The following is a 16,299-nucleotide window of genomic DNA, read 5'->3' on the forward strand; positions in this document are numbered from 1 at the left end:
TTCCTTTACTAAAAATTTAATCCTCTATTTTAGAGCATTTTCAAGACTTAAAGCTCCGTCAAGAACACTTTGTTCATCGAAAGCTTTACCGATAAGTTGCATGCCTACAGGTATACCCTCTTTTTGAGAGGTAGGTAGACTAATTGCAGGAAGTCCAGCAAGATTTACAGAAATAGTGTAAATATCACCCAAATACATTTCAAGTGGACTTGAAGTTGCACCAAACATAGGCGGCAGAGTTGGAGAAATAGGACTTAAAATTAAATCTGTATCGCTAAAAATGCTATTAAATTGTTGCTTGATTAATGAGCGAACTTGCTGAGCTTTTAGGTAATATGCGTCATAATAGCCACTGCTTAAAACGAAACTACCTAACAGAATGCGTCTTTTCACTTCTTCGCCAAAACCCTGTGTTCTTGTTTGAATATATAATTCTTTTAGGTCATCTGAATCGATACGATTGCCATAGCGAATCCCATCAAAACGTGAAAGATTTGCACTGGCTTCAGCAGTGCAGATAATATAATATGCAGAAATATGATAAGCAGTATCTAGCATCGTTTTTTCAATAATGCGATGTCCTTGCTTTTCTAATATAGAAATTGTTTCTGTATAGGCTTGTTGAATTTCTTGGCTTGCGTCTTTAAGAAAATCTGGAAGAACCGCAATTGTTTGTTTTCTGTTTGGATTAATATTTTTAAAACATTCTGTTGGAGGGAGGTTTGCGGAGGTGCTATCTTTAGTGTCGTAACCACTTAGCATATCTAGTAAAATAGCCGCATCACTTACATTTTGTGTGATAGGTCCAATTTGGTCAAGACTTGAGGCATAAGCAACAAGTCCATAGCGACTAATGCGTCCATAAGTAGGTTTTAAGCCTACGCAACCACAAAAACTAGCCGGCTGTCTGATAGAACCGCCTGTATCACTCCCTAATGCTGCAATTGCAATTCCTCCAGCGACTGCTGCTGCACTTCCACCGCTTGAGCCACCCGGAACACGATTCTTTGCTACGGGATTCAATGTTTTTCCATAGCAGCTCGATTCTGTTGTGCTACCCATCGCAAATTCGTCCATATTTGCACGTCCAAAAGGAATACATCCATGTTTGCGTAAATTGATAATAGCAGTTGCGTCGTAAGGTGCAATATAGCCTTTTAGAATACGACTTGCACAAGTGAGTGGCTCATCTTTAATGTTGATATTGTCTTTGACTAAAATGGGAATGCCTTGTTCTTCTTTTTGGGTTAATTCGCCCACATAAGCATTCAAATCACTCGCCGCTACCTTTTTGCGTATATCGGCACAAATTTCTTGTAACTCATTTTTATCTTTTTTTAAAGCCTCTTGCAAGGTTATCATATTTTTCCTCCTGAAAATGGATTATGTATTGAATTGTAAAATTGCTTAAAAGCTGATAGTTGTGAATGTAGATTCAAAATCGCCATATCTGCAAGAACAAGAGCAACTAAGGATTCTGCCACAACAACACCTCGAATACCAATGCATGGGTCATGCCTACCTTTGAGGGAGAATTCCACAGGTTCTAATTTAGAATTCAGTGTTTGTTGGGGCAGGAAAATGGAGGGTGTGGGCTTAAAATATATGCGTACAACCAGCGTATCACCATTGCTAATTCCACCAAGAATTCCGCCACTATGATTGCTTGAGAATCCATGCGGTAAAATGGAATCATTATGTACACTTCCTCGCATTTTAGCTACATTTGTTCCTGTGCCAATTTCTACAGCCTTCACTCCATTTAATCCCATTAAAGCTGCTGCTAATTGGGCATCTAATTTATGGTAAAGGGGTTCACCTAAGCCTAATGGAACTTTTAATGCTCTAATTTCAGCACCTGCACCTATACTATCGTGATTATTCTTTGCTTGAAGAATCTCTTTTTTAAAAGATTCTTCAATCTTTGAATCCAACGCGTAAATTTCACTTGTTTTTGCAAAAGTGAAATCCCGTTCCTCCGTACAAGTCTCACCAATACTGAAAATTCCACTTTGAAATTCAATGCCAATTTCTTGCAGGAGAAGTTTTGCAATTGCCCCTGCAGCCACTCTTGCGGCACTTTCCCTTGCACTTGCACGTCCACCGCCACGATAATCACGAATATTATATTTGTGTTGGTATGTCCAATCCGCATGAGATGGGCGAAAAATATTTTGTATTTCTTTATAATCACTACTTTTTTGGTTTTGGTTTGCAATCCATAAAGCAATGGGAGCACCTGTGCTATGAGATTCAAAAACACCACTTAAAATCTCAACTCGATCACTTTCTTTGCGTTGTGTTGAGAAAATATTACGACCGGGTGTACGACGTTGCATTTCAGAGTAAATAAATTCTTCATCAATTTTTAAACCAGCAGGTAGCCCATCGATAACACAACCAATGCCTGCACCATGAGATTCTCCAAAAGTGCTAATACGTAGGGCTAAACCTAGTGTATTCATTGTTGTGCCTTTCTTCTTGATAAATCTGCCAATGCGATTCTTGCTGCCTCTTGTTGTGCCTCTTTCTTACTTCCACCATATGCCTTAGCAGCTTGTGTGCCTAAGATGAAAACGGCAACCTCAAATTCCTTTTTATGGTCAGGACCACTTGTATTTAAAATCACATATTCAGGAATTTCTCCAAACATGGCTTGTGTAAGTTCTTGGAGCATAGTTTTATGATCTCTTAATAAAGATTTGAGATTCATATTTTTATAAGTTTCATGAAGGATTCTAAAAATGATTTCCTGTGCCGTGCTGATGCCCGCTTCTAGATAAATTGCTCCAAAAATAGCTTCAAAAGCGTCTGAAAGAAGAGATTTCTTCTCCCTCCCTTGATTATTTTCCTCAGCAATGGAGAGATAAATAAATTTTCCCAAATCCAAATTGCGTGCTAGCTGACTAAAACCATTTTCATTCACCATTGCTGCACGCATTTTTGAAAGTTCGCCCTCTTGTGCTTTTGGGAATTTTAAAAATAAAAATTGACCAACTAGTAAATCCAATACGGCATCGCCTAAAAATTCAAGTCTTTCATTGCTGATAGCATGTTTATAGCTTTTATGTGTGAGGGCCTCAACAAGAAGGTTTTTATCCTTAAAGACATAGCCCAATCGCTCTTCTAAAATATTTAGATGTGCAGTATTATTCATAATTTTCTCTTCATTTTTCATTTTGACTACTTTGTTTTGCCAGAAAAGCCTCATTACGTGCGATAGAATCACAACGTTCATTTTCGGTGTGTCCATCGTGTCCTTTTACCCAACGAGCTTGAATCTGATGCATAGAGGAGACCTTAAGATACTCTTGCCATAAGTCTTTATTTTTTACTTTTTCAAAGTCCCGCTTCACCCAATTGGACAACCATTCATTGATTCCACGTACAACATAAGAAGAATCACTAAAGAGTTCTACAGAGCAAGATTCTTTTAAAGAATTCAAACCCTCAATGACTGCTTTGAGTTCCATTTGGTTGTTGGTGACATTCTTTGCAGAACCGCTGATACATTTTTCTTTGTCTTTATAACGCAAAATTGCACAATATCCGCCGAAACCAGGATTCCCTAAGCTAGAACCATCACAGAAAAGAGAGACCATTTTCATCACGTACCTTTCTAATTTTATAAGTGAGTTCACCACTTAATAAAGCCCCACAGCTTAGACAGCGCTCAAAACGCAAAGGGTAACTTCCTTTGCATTCTTCGCAACGATAGGAGAATTCCAAATCCCCCTTTACTCCCCCTAAAATTTGCAGAGAACGTAATACTTCTAGCTCAAAAATGTAGCAGTGATTTTGTATTTGCATAAAACCCTTTGCAGCACAAACATCTTTAAGAATAAGATTATTTGTTTGCTCGGCTCGGCTTAATAGTTCATCTTTGGGGAGATTCCATAGTAAATCCAATAATTCTTCACTCCTTTTTTGCGTTAAATACGCTTCCCAAAACCAATCTCTTTGTAAGGCTTGAAGTTTTTCTAAAACGAATGTCCACAGACGCGAATCTGATTCTAGCCAGTAAAAAATTTCTTTTTTTTGTGGCTGATTTTGCTGAAAAATTTTTTTCAAATTCAAGTACCCTCGATTTAATCGTTCGCTTTTTTCAGGAAGTCCTAACTCTTGCAAACATGAAAGGGCGTCCAAAGCTTCATCATAAAGCCCCAATGCTTCATAAGAACGCATTAACAAGGAAAGAGCCTCCGGATTTCTAGGATTATTTTTCAAAACTTCAAGCAAAATTTTTTTGGAACGTTCTAAAAAACCAGCATAATAATAAACCTCACCTAAAGAATAAAGAAAATTTAAGCGACTAGAGGATTCTAAATCACATTCTAAAATTGCCATATAAAGTTTGATAGATCGTTCATAATCACCAATACGAAAATAAGTTTCTGCTAAGAATCGTAACGCAGGGAGTGATTCTCCGAGTTTCAGTAAAGTTTCTCTAGCAATTTCATCAACGCTAACGCTTTCAAAAAGTCTTGAAAAATCTTTTAAAGAATCTTCTTGTTTTTTGCGTGTGTGTAAATTCCAGAAATAGGTTGCAAGAACAATAAAGGCAATAATTGCAATTAAAATGGCAACACCAAACAAAGGATCTCTGAAAAATTTAAAGAGCTCGCCCATTCCTTTGTTTTCCTCCAAGTCTTTAGTTTTTTCATTCTGAAATTGTATTTTATCTCAAAAATCAATAAAAAGCCCTTAATTAATTTGTTATAATGTGATTTATGATTAAACTAGAATCCATAGAAGAGCTTAATAGAATTGTTGATATTACTGATATTATCGGTCTGCATTTGGAATTGATAAAAAGCGGTTCACATTATAAGGCTATTTGCCCTTTTCATGATGAAAAAACACCTAGCTTAGTAATTACACCGATAAAAAATTTATATTATTGTTTCGGTTGTGGTGCACATGGAAATGTTTTTCATTTTTTAATGGAGTATGAGAAGTTAACTTTTCAAGAAGCTGTTGAAAAAGTGGCTAGATTCTACCATTTTTCCTTGCAATATACACAACAGAGAAATCCAGTTTTAAAGAGCGACTATTTAGAGAGAATGACATTTTTTTTTATGCAATGTTTACAAAATAGTCCAAAAGTTTTGGAGTATGTTGAAAATCGTTATATTGCGCAGAGTTCTCAAGAGCGATTTATGTTGGGGTATGCTCCGTCAGCTTCCGAAATTATGCAATTTATCTATAAAGAAAATATACCTGTAGCTGAATTGTTTAAGTTGGGTTTTTTAGGGGAAGATAAGGGTCGATTTTATCCGCGTTTTGTGCAACGTTTAATATTTCCTATCACCTCTTCAAGGGGTGAAATTGTTGGTTTTGGTGGGCGCCGTTTGCAGGAGGAGGGGCAAATTGCAAAATATATCAATTCTCCCCAAACTCCTTTATTTAATAAATCCAAACTTTTATATGCTTACTCTGTTGCCAGGGAGGCAATTTTACAAAAAAAACGCGTGATTGTTACTGAAGGCTATATTGATGTAATTTTACTTCACCAAGCAGGATTTAATAATGCAGTAGCTACTTTAGGAACATCTTTAACAAAGGAGCATTTGCCTTTACTTTCTCGCGGAGAGCCACGTATTCTTCTTGCGTATGATGGAGATAAAGCAGGAAGGGCAGCGGCATTTAGAGCTGCAAAATTATTAACCCATAAAGATGGTGGCGTAGTTTTGTTTAAAGATGGTGTTGATCCTGCAGATATGGTTGCACAAAAACGTATAGAGGAGATAAAAAGTATCTTAGAAAATTTTACGCCATTTATTTTGTTTTTAATGCAAGAGATTCTTGCTTCTCATAACTTGAAAAATCCCATAGAAAAGCGAAAAGCACTTGAAGAATGTGAAGAAATTTTAAGGGATCTTCCGCCTATTTTACAAGAAGAATATAGCCTTTTCTTAAGTCATACTTTACAGATTCCACAACGAGCGATTCGTCTAAAGAATAATAAAAAACGGGTGAAAGCTATCCATTTAAGTGAACCTAAAGATCCTGTATTAGCCAACATTTTAAAGATGATTATCCAAGACATTGCTTTGCTTGATAGTTTGCTAGAATATGTTGATACGCCTGTATTTCAAGGCTATGAAGAGGAATTTGAACTTCTTAAGCAAAATAATTTAGAGGCAGCACCGATTCTTAAAATTATGCTTGATGAACAAATTGTGGGTATGGATAAAGCTAATCTTAAAAAACAAGTTTGTATGATTTTAGATAGGTATTATCGTAAGCAATTAGTAGAGGTTGCACATCAAAAAACACTTTCTTCTGAGCGACGATCATTTTTGCTTGACAAGATACGATTAAAATTACAAGAATTACAGAAAGGAGAACTCCCCCAATATGAAAGCTTTAGCACTTTTTAGCGGTGGTTTGGATAGTTTATTGGCAATGAAACTCATCAAAGATCAAGGGATTAAGGTTGTTGCATTAAATTTTAATATTGGTTTTGGGGCAAAAAAAGATAAGCGAGAATTTTTAGAGAATGCTACAAAGCAGATTGATGTTGAATTGCGTTTAATAGACATTCGTGAGCAATTTTTCGATGAAATACTTTTTAATCCGAAATATGGTTACGGAAAATATTTTAACCCCTGCATTGATTGCCATGCAAATATGTTTCGTCAAGCTTTTTCTTTACTTGAAGAAGAGGGTGCAAGTTTTGTGATTAGCGGTGAAGTTTTGGGACAACGTCCTAAAAGCCAACGCAAGGAGGCACTATTTCAAGTTAATCATCTTGTAGGCGATAAAATAGGTATTGATGAAGGCTTGATTTTACGCCCAATGTGTGCGAAACTTTTGCCAATGAGTACACCTGAAAAAATGGGTTGGGTAGATAGAGAAAAATTACTTGATATTAGTGGAAGAGGACGCGAAAGACAACTTAAAATGGTGCAAGATTTGGGATTAAAGTATTATGAGAAACCCGGTGGTGGGTGTTTGCTGACTGATATTAGTGTTGCTAAAAGATTAAAGGACATTACTGCAAGGCGAAAAGCTGTTAGAGGCGATCGTGAGATTTCTTTATATGGGCGTTATTTTATTTTGCCTGATGGTGGTCGTTGTGTGATTTCACGCAATGAAGAAGAGAATCAAAAATTAAATATTGAGCATGAGAAAATGCAACAAATCAGAATTAAAGAAGAATCTTGGCTTGGTCCTGTTGGGCTTGTTGATTCTGAATCTTCAATGAGGGATAAGGGGTTGGCTGCTTCTTTAATGCTACTTTATGGTAAAAGTCAATTGCGTGAATATCCTCTCCAGATTGGAGAGGCAAATTTTTTTGTCGTTCCTTTTGACTCTAAACAAAAAGCACAAGAAATGATGATTTAAGTTTTTTTGTGAGAATTATGCTATAATCATTAAGGAGGTGTAGCAGAGGGTTGCTTGCTAAAACAAGAGGAAAGTCCGAGCTGCATTGAGATAAGGTTCTATTTAACGAATAGCTATCGTAAGATAAGGGAAAGTGCCACAGAAAATAAACCGCTTGAAAAAGTAAGGGTGAAACGGCGGTGTAAGAGACCACCGGATTCTTAGCAATAAGAATCGCTAGGTAAACCCAACCTGCAGCAAGAAGGAATTGGTAAAAATCTCAAGTAAAATGCCTTCGCGTGAGCGTTATTGTGAAATAATCGCCAAGATAAATGACCCTTTAATACAGAACTCGGCTTATAGCTACACCTCTTCTTTCAGGAATCCTATAGTAACCGAATTCAAGGATATACATTATGAAAAAGATGCTTGTTTTGGCGTTAGTGATTTTGGGTGCAAATGTTCTATTTGCGAAAACACCTACTCTTGTAATCACAACTCCCGTTGAAGATGGGAATCTAGCACAGGGAAGATATTTTGTTGGTTCATTGTATTTTGAAGAACGTTCTAATCTTGCTTCCGAAGTCTCTGGAGTGATAGAGACAATCTATGTAAAGGAAGGAGAACGCGTTAAGCAAGGGCAGAAATTAGCATTATTGAATAGTGATTTATTAGATTTACAGATTCAATCTCAAGAGGCTTTATTAAGGCAATCTAAGGCATTATTAGATAAAACAGCTAAGGATTTTGAGAGATTTAATAAACTTTATAAAAGTAATTCTATTTCTTTTAAAGAATATGAAAATGCGTTATTCGATTTACGTGCTCAACGTGGGAGTGCTGATGCGATTGAAGCAGATTTAAAAAAATTAAAAAAAGAAAGAGATAAGAAAGAATTAAAATCGCCTTATGATGGTGTGATTCTTTCTCAATCATTAAAACGCGGTGAATGGGTAAATGTGGGTGCTTCATTATTTAGTATCGCCAAGTTAAGTCCTTTGGAAGCAACATTTGAAGTGCCTTTTGATGTTTTGCGTTCTTTGAAAGTTGGACAAAAAATTGAAGTCCTTATTGCTTCTAAACAATACAATGCTTCCATTGCAGCATTAATTCCACTAGGAGATGCAAAAGCTAGAACTTTTCCGATTAAATTAGCGATTGAAGATCCTTATGGGGAATTAATTGAGGGCTTAGAGGTGCGTGCAAAGCTCTTTAAAAAAGGTTTAGAAAGCGGACTTTTAGTGCCAAGAGATGCAATTCTTCCTAGTAACAATGGGAATATTATTTTTGTTGTACGAGAATCTAAAGCTGTTCAGGTGGATATTGAAGTGCAACAGTATAGCAGTAACCTTGCCCTTGTTCGTTCCAAAAAAGCAGGTTTTTTAAAGGTGGGCGAGAAGGTAATTACAAAAGGGCATGAACGTTTAAAAAATGGAGATGAAATAAAAGAATAGTCAATAGCTCAGAGTGAGTGCATCAATTTGTTCCCAACTTAGATTCTGGGATTTTTGAATGCTTAAAATATGTGCGATAGAGCGCGTGAACATATCTGTTTCGATGTTTACGCGTCGATGAATGCGGTATGTATGAAAAATGCTTTCTTTGAAGGTGATTGGAATAATGCTTAGGCGAAAAATATCTCCTCTAACTTCGTTAATGGTAAGGCTAATGCCATCAATCCCAACACTTCCTTTAGGCACAAGTAGGTGTAGAATCTCCTTTGGTGCTTGAATGTAAAAATCAACACTAATTGTGTGTTCGACGATATTTGCGATAATACCTGTAGAATCAATATGCCCTTGTAAAAAATGCCCATCAATTTTATCACCCAATCGCATAGCAGGTTCTAAGTGGACTTGTTTGCATAAATTTTCTGTTGCAATGCACTTTTGTGTCTCTTCGCTGACTTCTACAACAAATTCGTGGTGATGAATCTCTACAACGCTAAGACAAGCTCCATTAACGGCAATACTTTCACCAATTTCTGGAGTTAGTGAAGAGTGAATGCGTAAATAGGGTGGTGTATAGGAGACAACCTTTCCTATATTTTTAATCAATCCATTAAACATAATTGCACCTTTTAAGAAGAATAAGATAAAAAAGTACGCACTTCGGAATCAAGATATTCTATTTCATCAAATGTGAGTGCACCATCAGGGAAATGCTGGATAGCTCTTTGTATGTAGGATTCTATTTCACCAAAACAAATTTGGTGGTTTAAGAATTTTTCTACTGCCACCTCATTTGCAGCATTCACAACCACGCCCAAAGAAGGCTTTTTTAAAAGTGTATCTTTAAGTGACCATAATGGATAACGTTGGATGTCGATTTCTTCAAATTTAAAAGCATTTAGTGAACAGAGATTGATTGGCTTAAATAATTCTTTGGCTTGATTGCAAGGGGTTTGTAAAGCTTTTTTTCCAAGCATTGCATAGGCGATGGGTAGACGCATATCGTTTTTTGCAATATGAGCAGTGAAACTCCCATCATAAAAACCAACAAGGGCATGAACAATAGAATTTCTTTCAATGAAAGCATGGATATGAGATGTTTTGAATAACCAAAAAGCTTCCAAAACTTCAAAAATTTTATTCATCATCGTGGCACTATCAATCGTAATTTTTTTACCCATTGCCCAATTTGGGTGTTTAAGAGCTTCCTTTGCATTTTGTGAGTGGAGATATTCAATGGGCGTATCGCGCAACGCACCACCGCTTGCAGTGAGGATTAATTCTCGAAAGGGTTGGTTGTGTTGCAGATAGTAGAGACTGAAATGTTCGCTATCTACGGGAATAATCCGACTCACATCTACCCATTGACCACCGATAACTAAAGATTCTTTATTTGCTAACGCTAAGGTTTTACCCATTTCTAAAATTTTTAATGTGGGTTTAAGTCCAGCAAATCCGACAATTGCATTAAGTGCAAGTGGAGAGTGCGTATGTTCTAATGCACGCAAAAGCCCGGATTCACCACTATCAAAATATTCAACATTTTTGTGTTGGGATTGGAGCGCAGGAATATGGGTAGAATCTTTAATGACGACAATGCGTGGCTGAAATTGTTTGATTTGTTGAGAAAGTAGGGTAATGTTACTACCTGCACTAAGCATTTCAATTTGAATGCCAAATTCTTGAGCGATATGAAGTGCATTAACGCCAATTGAGCCCGTAGAGCCTAGAATAATCATAGAAAATTCCTAATTAGTAACATTGGATAAAGAATGATAACCGCAAATAAGTATCCATCAATACGATCTAAAATTCCACCATGACCGGGCAGAATGCTACCGCTATCTTTTAGATCTGCACAACGTTTAAGATAGCTCTCATATAAATCTCCAAAGACAGATGCAATTGAACTTACAAATGCAACAAAAAAACTAAACATAGCAGGAAAAAATCCAAAAAGTATACCACAAATTCCGCCAATAATTGTCGCACAACTAACACCAATTAGAACGCCCTCTAATGTCTTTTTTGGGGATGTCGGGCAAAAGGGTCGAACACCAAACAATCTTCCGCCAAAATAGGCGAATGTATCCGTAATGGCAACAATGATGAGTAATAAAATTAGGGCATTAATTCCAAAATCCACATAAAGCGTAAGGAATGCAATGCAAGGAATTGTTGGATAAACAAGAGGTAAGATGAAGGCTGATTCACCAAGTTTTGTATAAGCTTGAAAACTGCTAAGAATAAGCATCGCAATAAAGACAACCCATGTCGATAAGAGTGCAGAGTAAGGAACAAGCAAAGTACCAAACCAAATCACAATTCCTAAACTAAGAAGTAATGGGGTTGGGAGAGTAGGATAGAGATTGGACATTTCCTTTAATGCTAATAAATAAACAATCCCTAAAAATAACCACATAATCCAAAAATGATGAAAAATTCCCACAATTGTAATGAGTGCTAAAAGAACACCCGCTGTATAAAGACGCGCGGGTTCAATTTGTTTAAGTTTCTGCCAAACCATAATTAACCTCCTACTATTTGCATAAATTTATTCAGATTGATATGTTGAATCCATGAAATATCAAATCCTGCAAAATCAGCACTACATAATAAAAAAATTGCTAGACAAATCACACCAATCATTTTATCTGTTATACTTCCGGTTACAAAGCGAAGAGGTTTTGGGAGCAACCCTATATTTCTGCTGTGCAAGGGTAGATAGATAGGGCAACCACTTTTTGTAAGCATATCTCCAGCAATATGTAAGTAAGAACCTATAACGATGCCTAGCAAGGGCAACATATCAAAATGCAATGCGAGGAATAGCGGGTAAAGAATAACGCCTATCACTAATGGAAATAAAAGCGTATGTGTTGCACCACGATGGCCAAAAATCTTGTGAATTAAGTGCGAGATAAAAAGGGTTTGTCGTCCAATTTTTGATTGTGGTTCATCAATATCGGGCAATAAAGATCCAATTGCAACGCCGCCAAGCAATAAAATGAGTTCCTTTGAATCAAAAAAGGTAATGTTGGCTATTTTTGTGGTGATAAAAATAGGAACGCTGACAACACAAAGTGCGAAAGAAATATGTGTTTTTGCAACCAATGATAGTCCTTTCTTTCTGTAATGAAAATTTGTATATTATAGCCACTTGTTGCTATTATCTGTTTTAATATATAGATAAGTTATTGAATTTTTGATTGTTTGTGTTAAATATTTTGGAATTCACAGTGCTTGAATCTATCAAATATCTTTAAATAATAATTGTTCTTATTATTGACATTTATTTAAAAATATCCTATAATTCCTAATAGATATTTTTAAATAAGGAGAATGTAATGTCTGTTTTGATTATCGGTGGTGATGAGATTATTCCTATTAAGGCTGTTTTGCACTCGTTGGGTTGTGAGGAAGTAACACATTGGGATGGACGCAGGGAAAGCGTGAATCATAAGAAAATTCCACAAAGCACTCGTTGTGTTATTTTGTTGACAAATTTCTTGAATCATAACACAATGAAGAAATTTCGTAATGAAGCAAAAAAGCGCAACATTCCTACTATTTGTTCTAAGCGGAGTGTGAGTTGTGTTTACTGTGAATATTGCAAGATTTTTGGTGATGGTATGGTTTGTGATAAAGAATGCGTGGCTGAAGAGATCGCCTAAAAAAGGGCGACTTCTTCGGTCTCTTACATGCTATTGCTTGTGAGGCATTTTGTGAGGCATTTTTCCACCAACTTGCTCAATATTTCCTTTTGTGTCGATACTATAAGCTGCCCCAAATCCTTTAACATAACGTCCTTGTTGATAGTGTAATTTGACAAGGTGAAAATCCCGCATTTCACGAATTGTTTTGATTCCACCTGCACCACCCATGCTTGTTTCAAGTGTATCTAATGCCTGATTAAATTCATTGCTATCGCGTGCAATAAATTCTGCTGTGGTGCGATAACGCAAACGACGTCTTGCAATAATCGTTTTTGTTTTTGCTTCGTCTTCTAAATACATCACCTCAATTTTTGTTGGATTTGTTTTAATGCTATCAAAATGTTCAGCAACTTCGCTGATATAAATGTAGTGTTGGTCGTTAACTTGGATGATGGGGGCATAAGAGCTAATTGCTTCACCATTTGGAGCAATACTTGCGATGACAATAGAGGCAACCTCTGCCTTAAATTGTTGGATTTCAGTGGCAATGACTGATAAATTATTGTTTTTTTCAAGATTCATACATAAGTCCATAATCGCTTTTTTAATCGTGCTATCATCACATTTTTCAGGAAATTCAACACGCAACTTCTGATTGTTGTTATAGACAATATCTAATCCTAGAAAATCTACACCAACTAATTTTGCTTCTGTTATGCTATCAGTACCAGAATACTTTTTGCATAAACCTATGACGCTTTCTTGATGGTGTCCATTCATATGCTCAATAATTGACTCAAAACTCATTTTTACTCCTTTGAATATCTTAATATAATTGTTGCAATTATATTATTTTTAAAGATAACTAATCGCTAATACCTTAAAAATAGGGGAAATTTTAGCTCAAGCTCTCTTAAAATAAACTTTAATAATTGTTATTATTAATAAGATTGTATCTAATGATGATGGCAAGGAATATTTTAAGGATTTTAGCTTATTCTTAATGAAAATTTGTTAGAATTCGCATTCTTAAACTTAAAAATGCAAAGAGGTATAGATGGGTGAAATTTTATTAGTTTTGCAGTTTGTTCTTGCCATTACGATTACTATAGTTGTGTTATTACAAAAAAGTTCTAGTATTGGGCTTGGCGTGTATAGCGGTAGTAATGAATCTTTGTTTGGGGCAAAAGGTCCAGCAAGTTTTTTAGCAAAAATTACTTTTATTTTAGGATTCGTATTTGTTGCAAATACTCTTGCGTTGGGTTATATCTATTCTCAAAAATCTCAACAATCTGTTTTTGATAATATTAAGGAAGATTCGTTGGTTCCAGAGGTGCCAATAGGTGGGTCAATTCCTATACAAAATAAGACTTTAGATGCAATATTAGGGACAGATTCTAATTCATCAACAACCATTCCAGAAGTACCAGTACAAACGCCAGATACAACACCACAACCTTAAAAAGGAGATTCAGATGACATTAGCTGATATTTACAAGGAAGCCGATGAGTATATGCAAAAGAGCATTGAAGCAATGAAAAGAGATTTTAAGACTTTAAGGACAGGTAAAGTTTCTGCAGTCATTGTGGAGGGTGTCAAAGTAGATTATTATGGTTCTCTTACGCCATTGTCGCAAGTAAGTTCTATTACAGCATTAGATGCCTCTACATTACAAATTTCTCCTTGGGAGAAGAATCTGCTTAAAGAAATTGAACGTGCTATTAACGAAGCTAATATTGGTGTGAACCCTAATAATGATGGTGAGAATATAAAGCTTTGTTTTCCGCCAATGACAAGTGAGCAACGAAAAGAAATTGCTAAAGAAGCAAAAGTGATGGGGGAGAAAGCAAAAGTTGCTATACGCAATAATCGTAAGGATGCAAATGATCAGATTAAAAAACTAGAAAAGGATAAAAGTGTTTCTTTAGATGAGGCAAAACGTGCATATGATGAGATTCAGAAAAAAACTGATGATTTTATAAAAAAAGTTGAAGAAACTTTAAAGAACAAAGAAAATGAGATACTAAAATTATGAGACAACGGCTTGATATTTCTACAATTTACAAGAATGCAAATGCCCTTTTGGAGGGACATTTTTTATTGAGTAGTGGCAATCATTCTGCTTGCTATTTGCAATCAGCAAAGGTTTTAGAATCCCCTAAAACCGCTGCAATTTTGGCTGATGCACTTGCTGCTGAAATTATGCAATATTCTATTGAAGTGGATACAATTTGCTCTCCAGCTTTGGGTGGAATTTTGGCTGGTTATGAATTAGCAAGAGCTTTGGGTGTGCGGTTTATTTTTACAGAAAGAGTTGATGGAAAAATGACTTTAAGACGTGGCTTTGAGGTAAAAGAAGGGGAGAGGGTTTTGGTTTGTGAGGATATTATTACGACCGGCGGTTCAGCTCTAGAATCTTCAAAAATTATTGAATCTTTAGGAGGCAGGGTTATTGCCTTTGCGGCGTTGGCGAATCGTGGCTTTTGTAAACGTGTGAATTCTGAATTACCTGCAAAGCCGGAAGGAAAGCTTCCTGGTCATATTCCATTCTTTGCGTTGGAAGATTTTAATTTTGAAATTTATGCACCTGAAAATTGTCCAATGTGCAAGGAAGGAACACGGGCGATTAAGCCTGGAAGTAGAGGAAATGCGTGAAAAAGCCTCGTTGGAGGGAAGTTAAAAAAAAAGATACTTCACTTAAGCAACCTCTAAGGCAAGAGGTTACACCACTTTATTCAGAGGTTTCTTATTTTGAACGATTCAAGGCACAAGTTATTGATAGTTTTATGATTTATACTCCCATTCTTTATATCACAACCTATTTTGCTTTGGGGAGTGCTGCTGAATTTAGGGAGAATCAAATTGCTGTTTTTGTTTCCGTTACTCTTTATGGTTTCATTCTTTCTTTATTTATTGCGGTCAGTGGGCAAACGCCCGGCTACAAGGCTTTGGGCGTCAAGCTTGTTTCTAGTGATAAAAAGAAGAGGATAAGTTTTGTTCGCTCATTTTTAAGATTTTTTGTTTACTTGCTTTCAATGGTTGTTTTTTCCGCAGTATTTTTACCGTTTTTTTATAGAAATCGTACAACTTTACATGATGCTATCTGTCGTACAAAATTAATAAAAAATTAGTTTGATTAATCTTTGACTTGTTTCACTATTTTTTTGTAATACTCTTTAGCTTCAAAGCGAATGGAGAGATTCTAGGTTTGTTTTAGGTAGTATTCAGGAGAAAGAATGATGGGTTTTACCAAAACTTAAGCAAGAAATTTTACTCCTCTTAAAGGGAAAAGAATAGAAGCTAAATCAGATTACAATTTCAAAAAGTAATGATAAGTATTATGTTTTATTTAGTATTATCAAACAATCTGTTAAGTAAATGGATTTACAAGGCTTAGATTCTGTTAAGTGTGTAGGAATAGATTTAAATATAAATGATATAGTGCTAAGCAATGGAGAGCCAATTAAAATACTCTCTAAAAATATCAATGCTAAAAATATGTAAGCGACTGTAAAGAAAGCAATTTATAGAATCTTAAAACCTAAAAAGGAGCAAACAAAACTAAGTAAGAATTTTAAAAAGATACAAAACAAATACAATCAAATCTACCAAAAAAGATAGCTATCAAAAGATAACTTCAAAACCGAGTAATGAATTTGACTTGATAGCAGTTGAAGTACTTAAAAATAAGAATATGACAAAAGAGCAAATCTAAAAAGTATCAAATAAAAAAGTGGATTAAATTGTTCTATTTAAAACCCATAAAACAGAAACTTCAAAGGTCTTTAGCCTTTGGTATGAATGCTTATCAACAGAATTCATTGTTTTTTTGATTATCCTTGATTTTCTGTATCATTCTTAT

The 16,299-nt window shown here is 35.6% G+C and carries 18 protein-coding genes and 1 other RNA gene; 9 read left to right on the top strand and 10 right to left on the bottom strand.

Translation table 11 applies throughout. From position 1 onward, the window contains the following. Nucleotides 1-24: 24 nt before the first annotated feature. The 5 genes from gatA to CCZ01_RS05660 are packed head-to-tail and all read right to left on the bottom strand — an operon-like array spanning nt 25 to nt 4,629. Nucleotides 25-1,362, bottom strand: coding sequence for an Asp-tRNA(Asn)/Glu-tRNA(Gln) amidotransferase subunit GatA (gene gatA / locus CCZ01_RS05640; protein WP_112052252.1), 1,338 nt, complete (start codon nt 1,360-1,362; stop codon nt 25-27). Continuing rightward, entirely contained in the window at nt 1,359-2,465 is a 1,107-nt protein-coding gene (gene aroC / locus CCZ01_RS05645) for a chorismate synthase (RefSeq protein ID WP_112052253.1), read from the bottom strand. The genes gatA and aroC overlap by 4 nt, the downstream gene beginning before the upstream one ends. After that, nucleotides 2,462-3,178, bottom strand: coding sequence for a ribonuclease III (rnc, locus tag CCZ01_RS05650; RefSeq protein ID WP_258436814.1), 717 nt, complete (start codon nt 3,176-3,178; stop codon nt 2,462-2,464). Before rnc ends, aroC begins: the two co-directional genes overlap by 4 nt. Next, a complete protein-coding gene (rnhA, locus tag CCZ01_RS05655) occupies nt 3,168-3,608 on the bottom strand; it encodes a ribonuclease HI (RefSeq protein ID WP_112052254.1) in 441 nt (146 codons plus the stop codon). Before rnhA ends, rnc begins: the two co-directional genes overlap by 11 nt. Then, on the bottom strand, nt 3,583-4,629 hold the full coding sequence (locus tag CCZ01_RS05660) for a tetratricopeptide repeat protein (protein ID WP_112052255.1): 1,047 nt from the start codon (nt 4,627-4,629) through the stop codon (nt 3,583-3,585). The genes rnhA and CCZ01_RS05660 overlap by 26 nt, the downstream gene beginning before the upstream one ends. A gap of 101 nt (nt 4,630-4,730) precedes the next feature. Here CCZ01_RS05660 and dnaG point away from each other — a divergent pair, with 101 nt between their 5' ends. The 4 genes from dnaG to CCZ01_RS05680 all read left to right on the top strand — a co-directional run bounded on the left by dnaG (nt 4,731) and on the right by CCZ01_RS05680 (nt 8,783). Further along, nucleotides 4,731-6,383: a DNA primase gene (dnaG, locus tag CCZ01_RS05665; protein WP_112052256.1), complete on the top strand. Its 1,653-nt coding sequence runs from the start codon at nt 4,731-4,733 to the stop codon at nt 6,381-6,383. Continuing rightward, nucleotides 6,361-7,350: an argininosuccinate synthase domain-containing protein gene (locus CCZ01_RS05670; RefSeq protein WP_112052257.1), complete on the top strand. Its 990-nt coding sequence runs from the start codon at nt 6,361-6,363 to the stop codon at nt 7,348-7,350. Before dnaG ends, CCZ01_RS05670 begins: the two co-directional genes overlap by 23 nt. Before the next feature lie 34 nt (nt 7,351-7,384). After that, nucleotides 7,385-7,705: RNase P RNA component class A (gene rnpB, locus CCZ01_RS05675), an RNA gene on the top strand. 40 nt (nt 7,706-7,745) lie between these two features. Then, nucleotides 7,746-8,783 (top strand): efflux RND transporter periplasmic adaptor subunit, encoded by a 1,038-nt coding sequence (locus CCZ01_RS05680; protein ID WP_112052258.1) that lies wholly within the window; start codon nt 7,746-7,748, stop codon nt 8,781-8,783. Here CCZ01_RS05680 and ribE read toward each other — a convergent pair whose 3' ends face one another. The 4 genes from ribE to CCZ01_RS05700 are packed head-to-tail and all read right to left on the bottom strand — an operon-like array spanning nt 8,784 to nt 11,894. Then, on the bottom strand, nt 8,784-9,398 hold the full coding sequence (gene ribE, locus CCZ01_RS05685) for a riboflavin synthase (protein WP_112052259.1): 615 nt from the start codon (nt 9,396-9,398) through the stop codon (nt 8,784-8,786). An 11-nt stretch (nt 9,399-9,409) separates the two neighbouring features. After that, nucleotides 9,410-10,519: a 1-deoxy-D-xylulose-5-phosphate reductoisomerase gene (gene dxr, locus CCZ01_RS05690; RefSeq protein WP_112052260.1), complete on the bottom strand. Its 1,110-nt coding sequence runs from the start codon at nt 10,517-10,519 to the stop codon at nt 9,410-9,412. Further along, nucleotides 10,516-11,307, bottom strand: a complete 792-nt coding sequence (locus tag CCZ01_RS05695) for a phosphatidate cytidylyltransferase (protein ID WP_112052261.1) — start codon at nt 11,305-11,307, stop codon at nt 10,516-10,518. Before CCZ01_RS05695 ends, dxr begins: the two co-directional genes overlap by 4 nt. Nucleotides 11,308-11,309: 2 nt before the next feature. Next, nucleotides 11,310-11,894, bottom strand: coding sequence for a metal-dependent hydrolase (locus CCZ01_RS05700; RefSeq protein WP_112052262.1), 585 nt, complete (start codon nt 11,892-11,894; stop codon nt 11,310-11,312). Nucleotides 11,895-12,127: 233 nt separating this feature from the next. Here CCZ01_RS05700 and CCZ01_RS05705 point away from each other — a divergent pair, with 233 nt between their 5' ends. Next, nucleotides 12,128-12,454, top strand: a complete 327-nt coding sequence (locus CCZ01_RS05705; protein ID WP_112052263.1) for a DUF2325 domain-containing protein — start codon at nt 12,128-12,130, stop codon at nt 12,452-12,454. A gap of 30 nt (nt 12,455-12,484) precedes the next feature. Here CCZ01_RS05705 and CCZ01_RS05710 read toward each other — a convergent pair whose 3' ends face one another. After that, complete coding sequence (locus tag CCZ01_RS05710; protein WP_112052264.1) at nt 12,485-13,243, bottom strand: HugZ family heme oxygenase; 759 nt, start codon at nt 13,241-13,243, stop codon at nt 12,485-12,487. A gap of 250 nt (nt 13,244-13,493) precedes the next feature. Between CCZ01_RS05710 and secG the strand changes: the two genes are divergently transcribed. The 4 genes from secG to CCZ01_RS05730 are packed head-to-tail and all read left to right on the top strand — an operon-like array spanning nt 13,494 to nt 15,568. Next, complete coding sequence (gene secG, locus CCZ01_RS05715) at nt 13,494-13,898, top strand: preprotein translocase subunit SecG (RefSeq protein WP_112052265.1); 405 nt, start codon at nt 13,494-13,496, stop codon at nt 13,896-13,898. A 13-nt stretch (nt 13,899-13,911) separates the two neighbouring features. Then, on the top strand, nt 13,912-14,472 hold the full coding sequence (gene frr, locus CCZ01_RS05720; protein WP_112052266.1) for a ribosome recycling factor: 561 nt from the start codon (nt 13,912-13,914) through the stop codon (nt 14,470-14,472). After that, a complete protein-coding gene (pyrE, locus tag CCZ01_RS05725) occupies nt 14,469-15,092 on the top strand; it encodes an orotate phosphoribosyltransferase (RefSeq protein WP_112052267.1) in 624 nt (207 codons plus the stop codon). Before frr ends, pyrE begins: the two co-directional genes overlap by 4 nt. Continuing rightward, nucleotides 15,089-15,568 (top strand): RDD family protein, encoded by a 480-nt coding sequence (locus CCZ01_RS05730; RefSeq protein ID WP_112052268.1) that lies wholly within the window; start codon nt 15,089-15,091, stop codon nt 15,566-15,568. Before pyrE ends, CCZ01_RS05730 begins: the two co-directional genes overlap by 4 nt. Nucleotides 15,569-16,299: the final 731 nt, after the last annotated feature.

Origin of the sequence: Helicobacter monodelphidis (genome assembly GCF_003288845.1) — a bacterium.
GTDB lineage: Bacteria > Campylobacterota > Campylobacteria > Campylobacterales > Helicobacteraceae > NHYN01.

What these genes read in the sequence shown, in the direction of transcription:
- gatA (WP_112052252.1), bottom strand. Translation starts at nt 1,362, where the DNA reads ATGATAACCTTGCAAGAGGCTTTAAAAAAAGATAAAAATGAGTTACAA.
- aroC (WP_112052253.1), bottom strand. Translation starts at nt 2,465, where the DNA reads ATGAATACACTAGGTTTAGCCCTACGTATTAGCACTTTTGGAGAATCT.
- rnc (WP_258436814.1), bottom strand. Translation starts at nt 3,178, where the DNA reads ATGAAAAATGAAGAGAAAATTATGAATAATACTGCACATCTAAATATT.
- rnhA (WP_112052254.1), bottom strand. Translation starts at nt 3,608, where the DNA reads ATGAAAATGGTCTCTCTTTTCTGTGATGGTTCTAGCTTAGGGAATCCT.
- CCZ01_RS05660 (WP_112052255.1), bottom strand. Translation starts at nt 4,629, where the DNA reads ATGGGCGAGCTCTTTAAATTTTTCAGAGATCCTTTGTTTGGTGTTGCC.
- dnaG (WP_112052256.1), top strand. Translation starts at nt 4,731, where the DNA reads ATGATTAAACTAGAATCCATAGAAGAGCTTAATAGAATTGTTGATATT.
- CCZ01_RS05670 (WP_112052257.1), top strand. Translation starts at nt 6,361, where the DNA reads ATGAAAGCTTTAGCACTTTTTAGCGGTGGTTTGGATAGTTTATTGGCA.
- CCZ01_RS05680 (WP_112052258.1), top strand. Translation starts at nt 7,746, where the DNA reads ATGAAAAAGATGCTTGTTTTGGCGTTAGTGATTTTGGGTGCAAATGTT.
- ribE (WP_112052259.1), bottom strand. Translation starts at nt 9,398, where the DNA reads ATGTTTAATGGATTGATTAAAAATATAGGAAAGGTTGTCTCCTATACA.
- dxr (WP_112052260.1), bottom strand. Translation starts at nt 10,519, where the DNA reads ATGATTATTCTAGGCTCTACGGGCTCAATTGGCGTTAATGCACTTCAT.
- CCZ01_RS05695 (WP_112052261.1), bottom strand. Translation starts at nt 11,307, where the DNA reads ATGGTTTGGCAGAAACTTAAACAAATTGAACCCGCGCGTCTTTATACA.
- CCZ01_RS05705 (WP_112052263.1), top strand. Translation starts at nt 12,128, where the DNA reads ATGTCTGTTTTGATTATCGGTGGTGATGAGATTATTCCTATTAAGGCT.
- CCZ01_RS05710 (WP_112052264.1), bottom strand. Translation starts at nt 13,243, where the DNA reads ATGAGTTTTGAGTCAATTATTGAGCATATGAATGGACACCATCAAGAA.
- secG (WP_112052265.1), top strand. Translation starts at nt 13,494, where the DNA reads ATGGGTGAAATTTTATTAGTTTTGCAGTTTGTTCTTGCCATTACGATT.
- frr (WP_112052266.1), top strand. Translation starts at nt 13,912, where the DNA reads ATGACATTAGCTGATATTTACAAGGAAGCCGATGAGTATATGCAAAAG.
- pyrE (WP_112052267.1), top strand. Translation starts at nt 14,469, where the DNA reads ATGAGACAACGGCTTGATATTTCTACAATTTACAAGAATGCAAATGCC.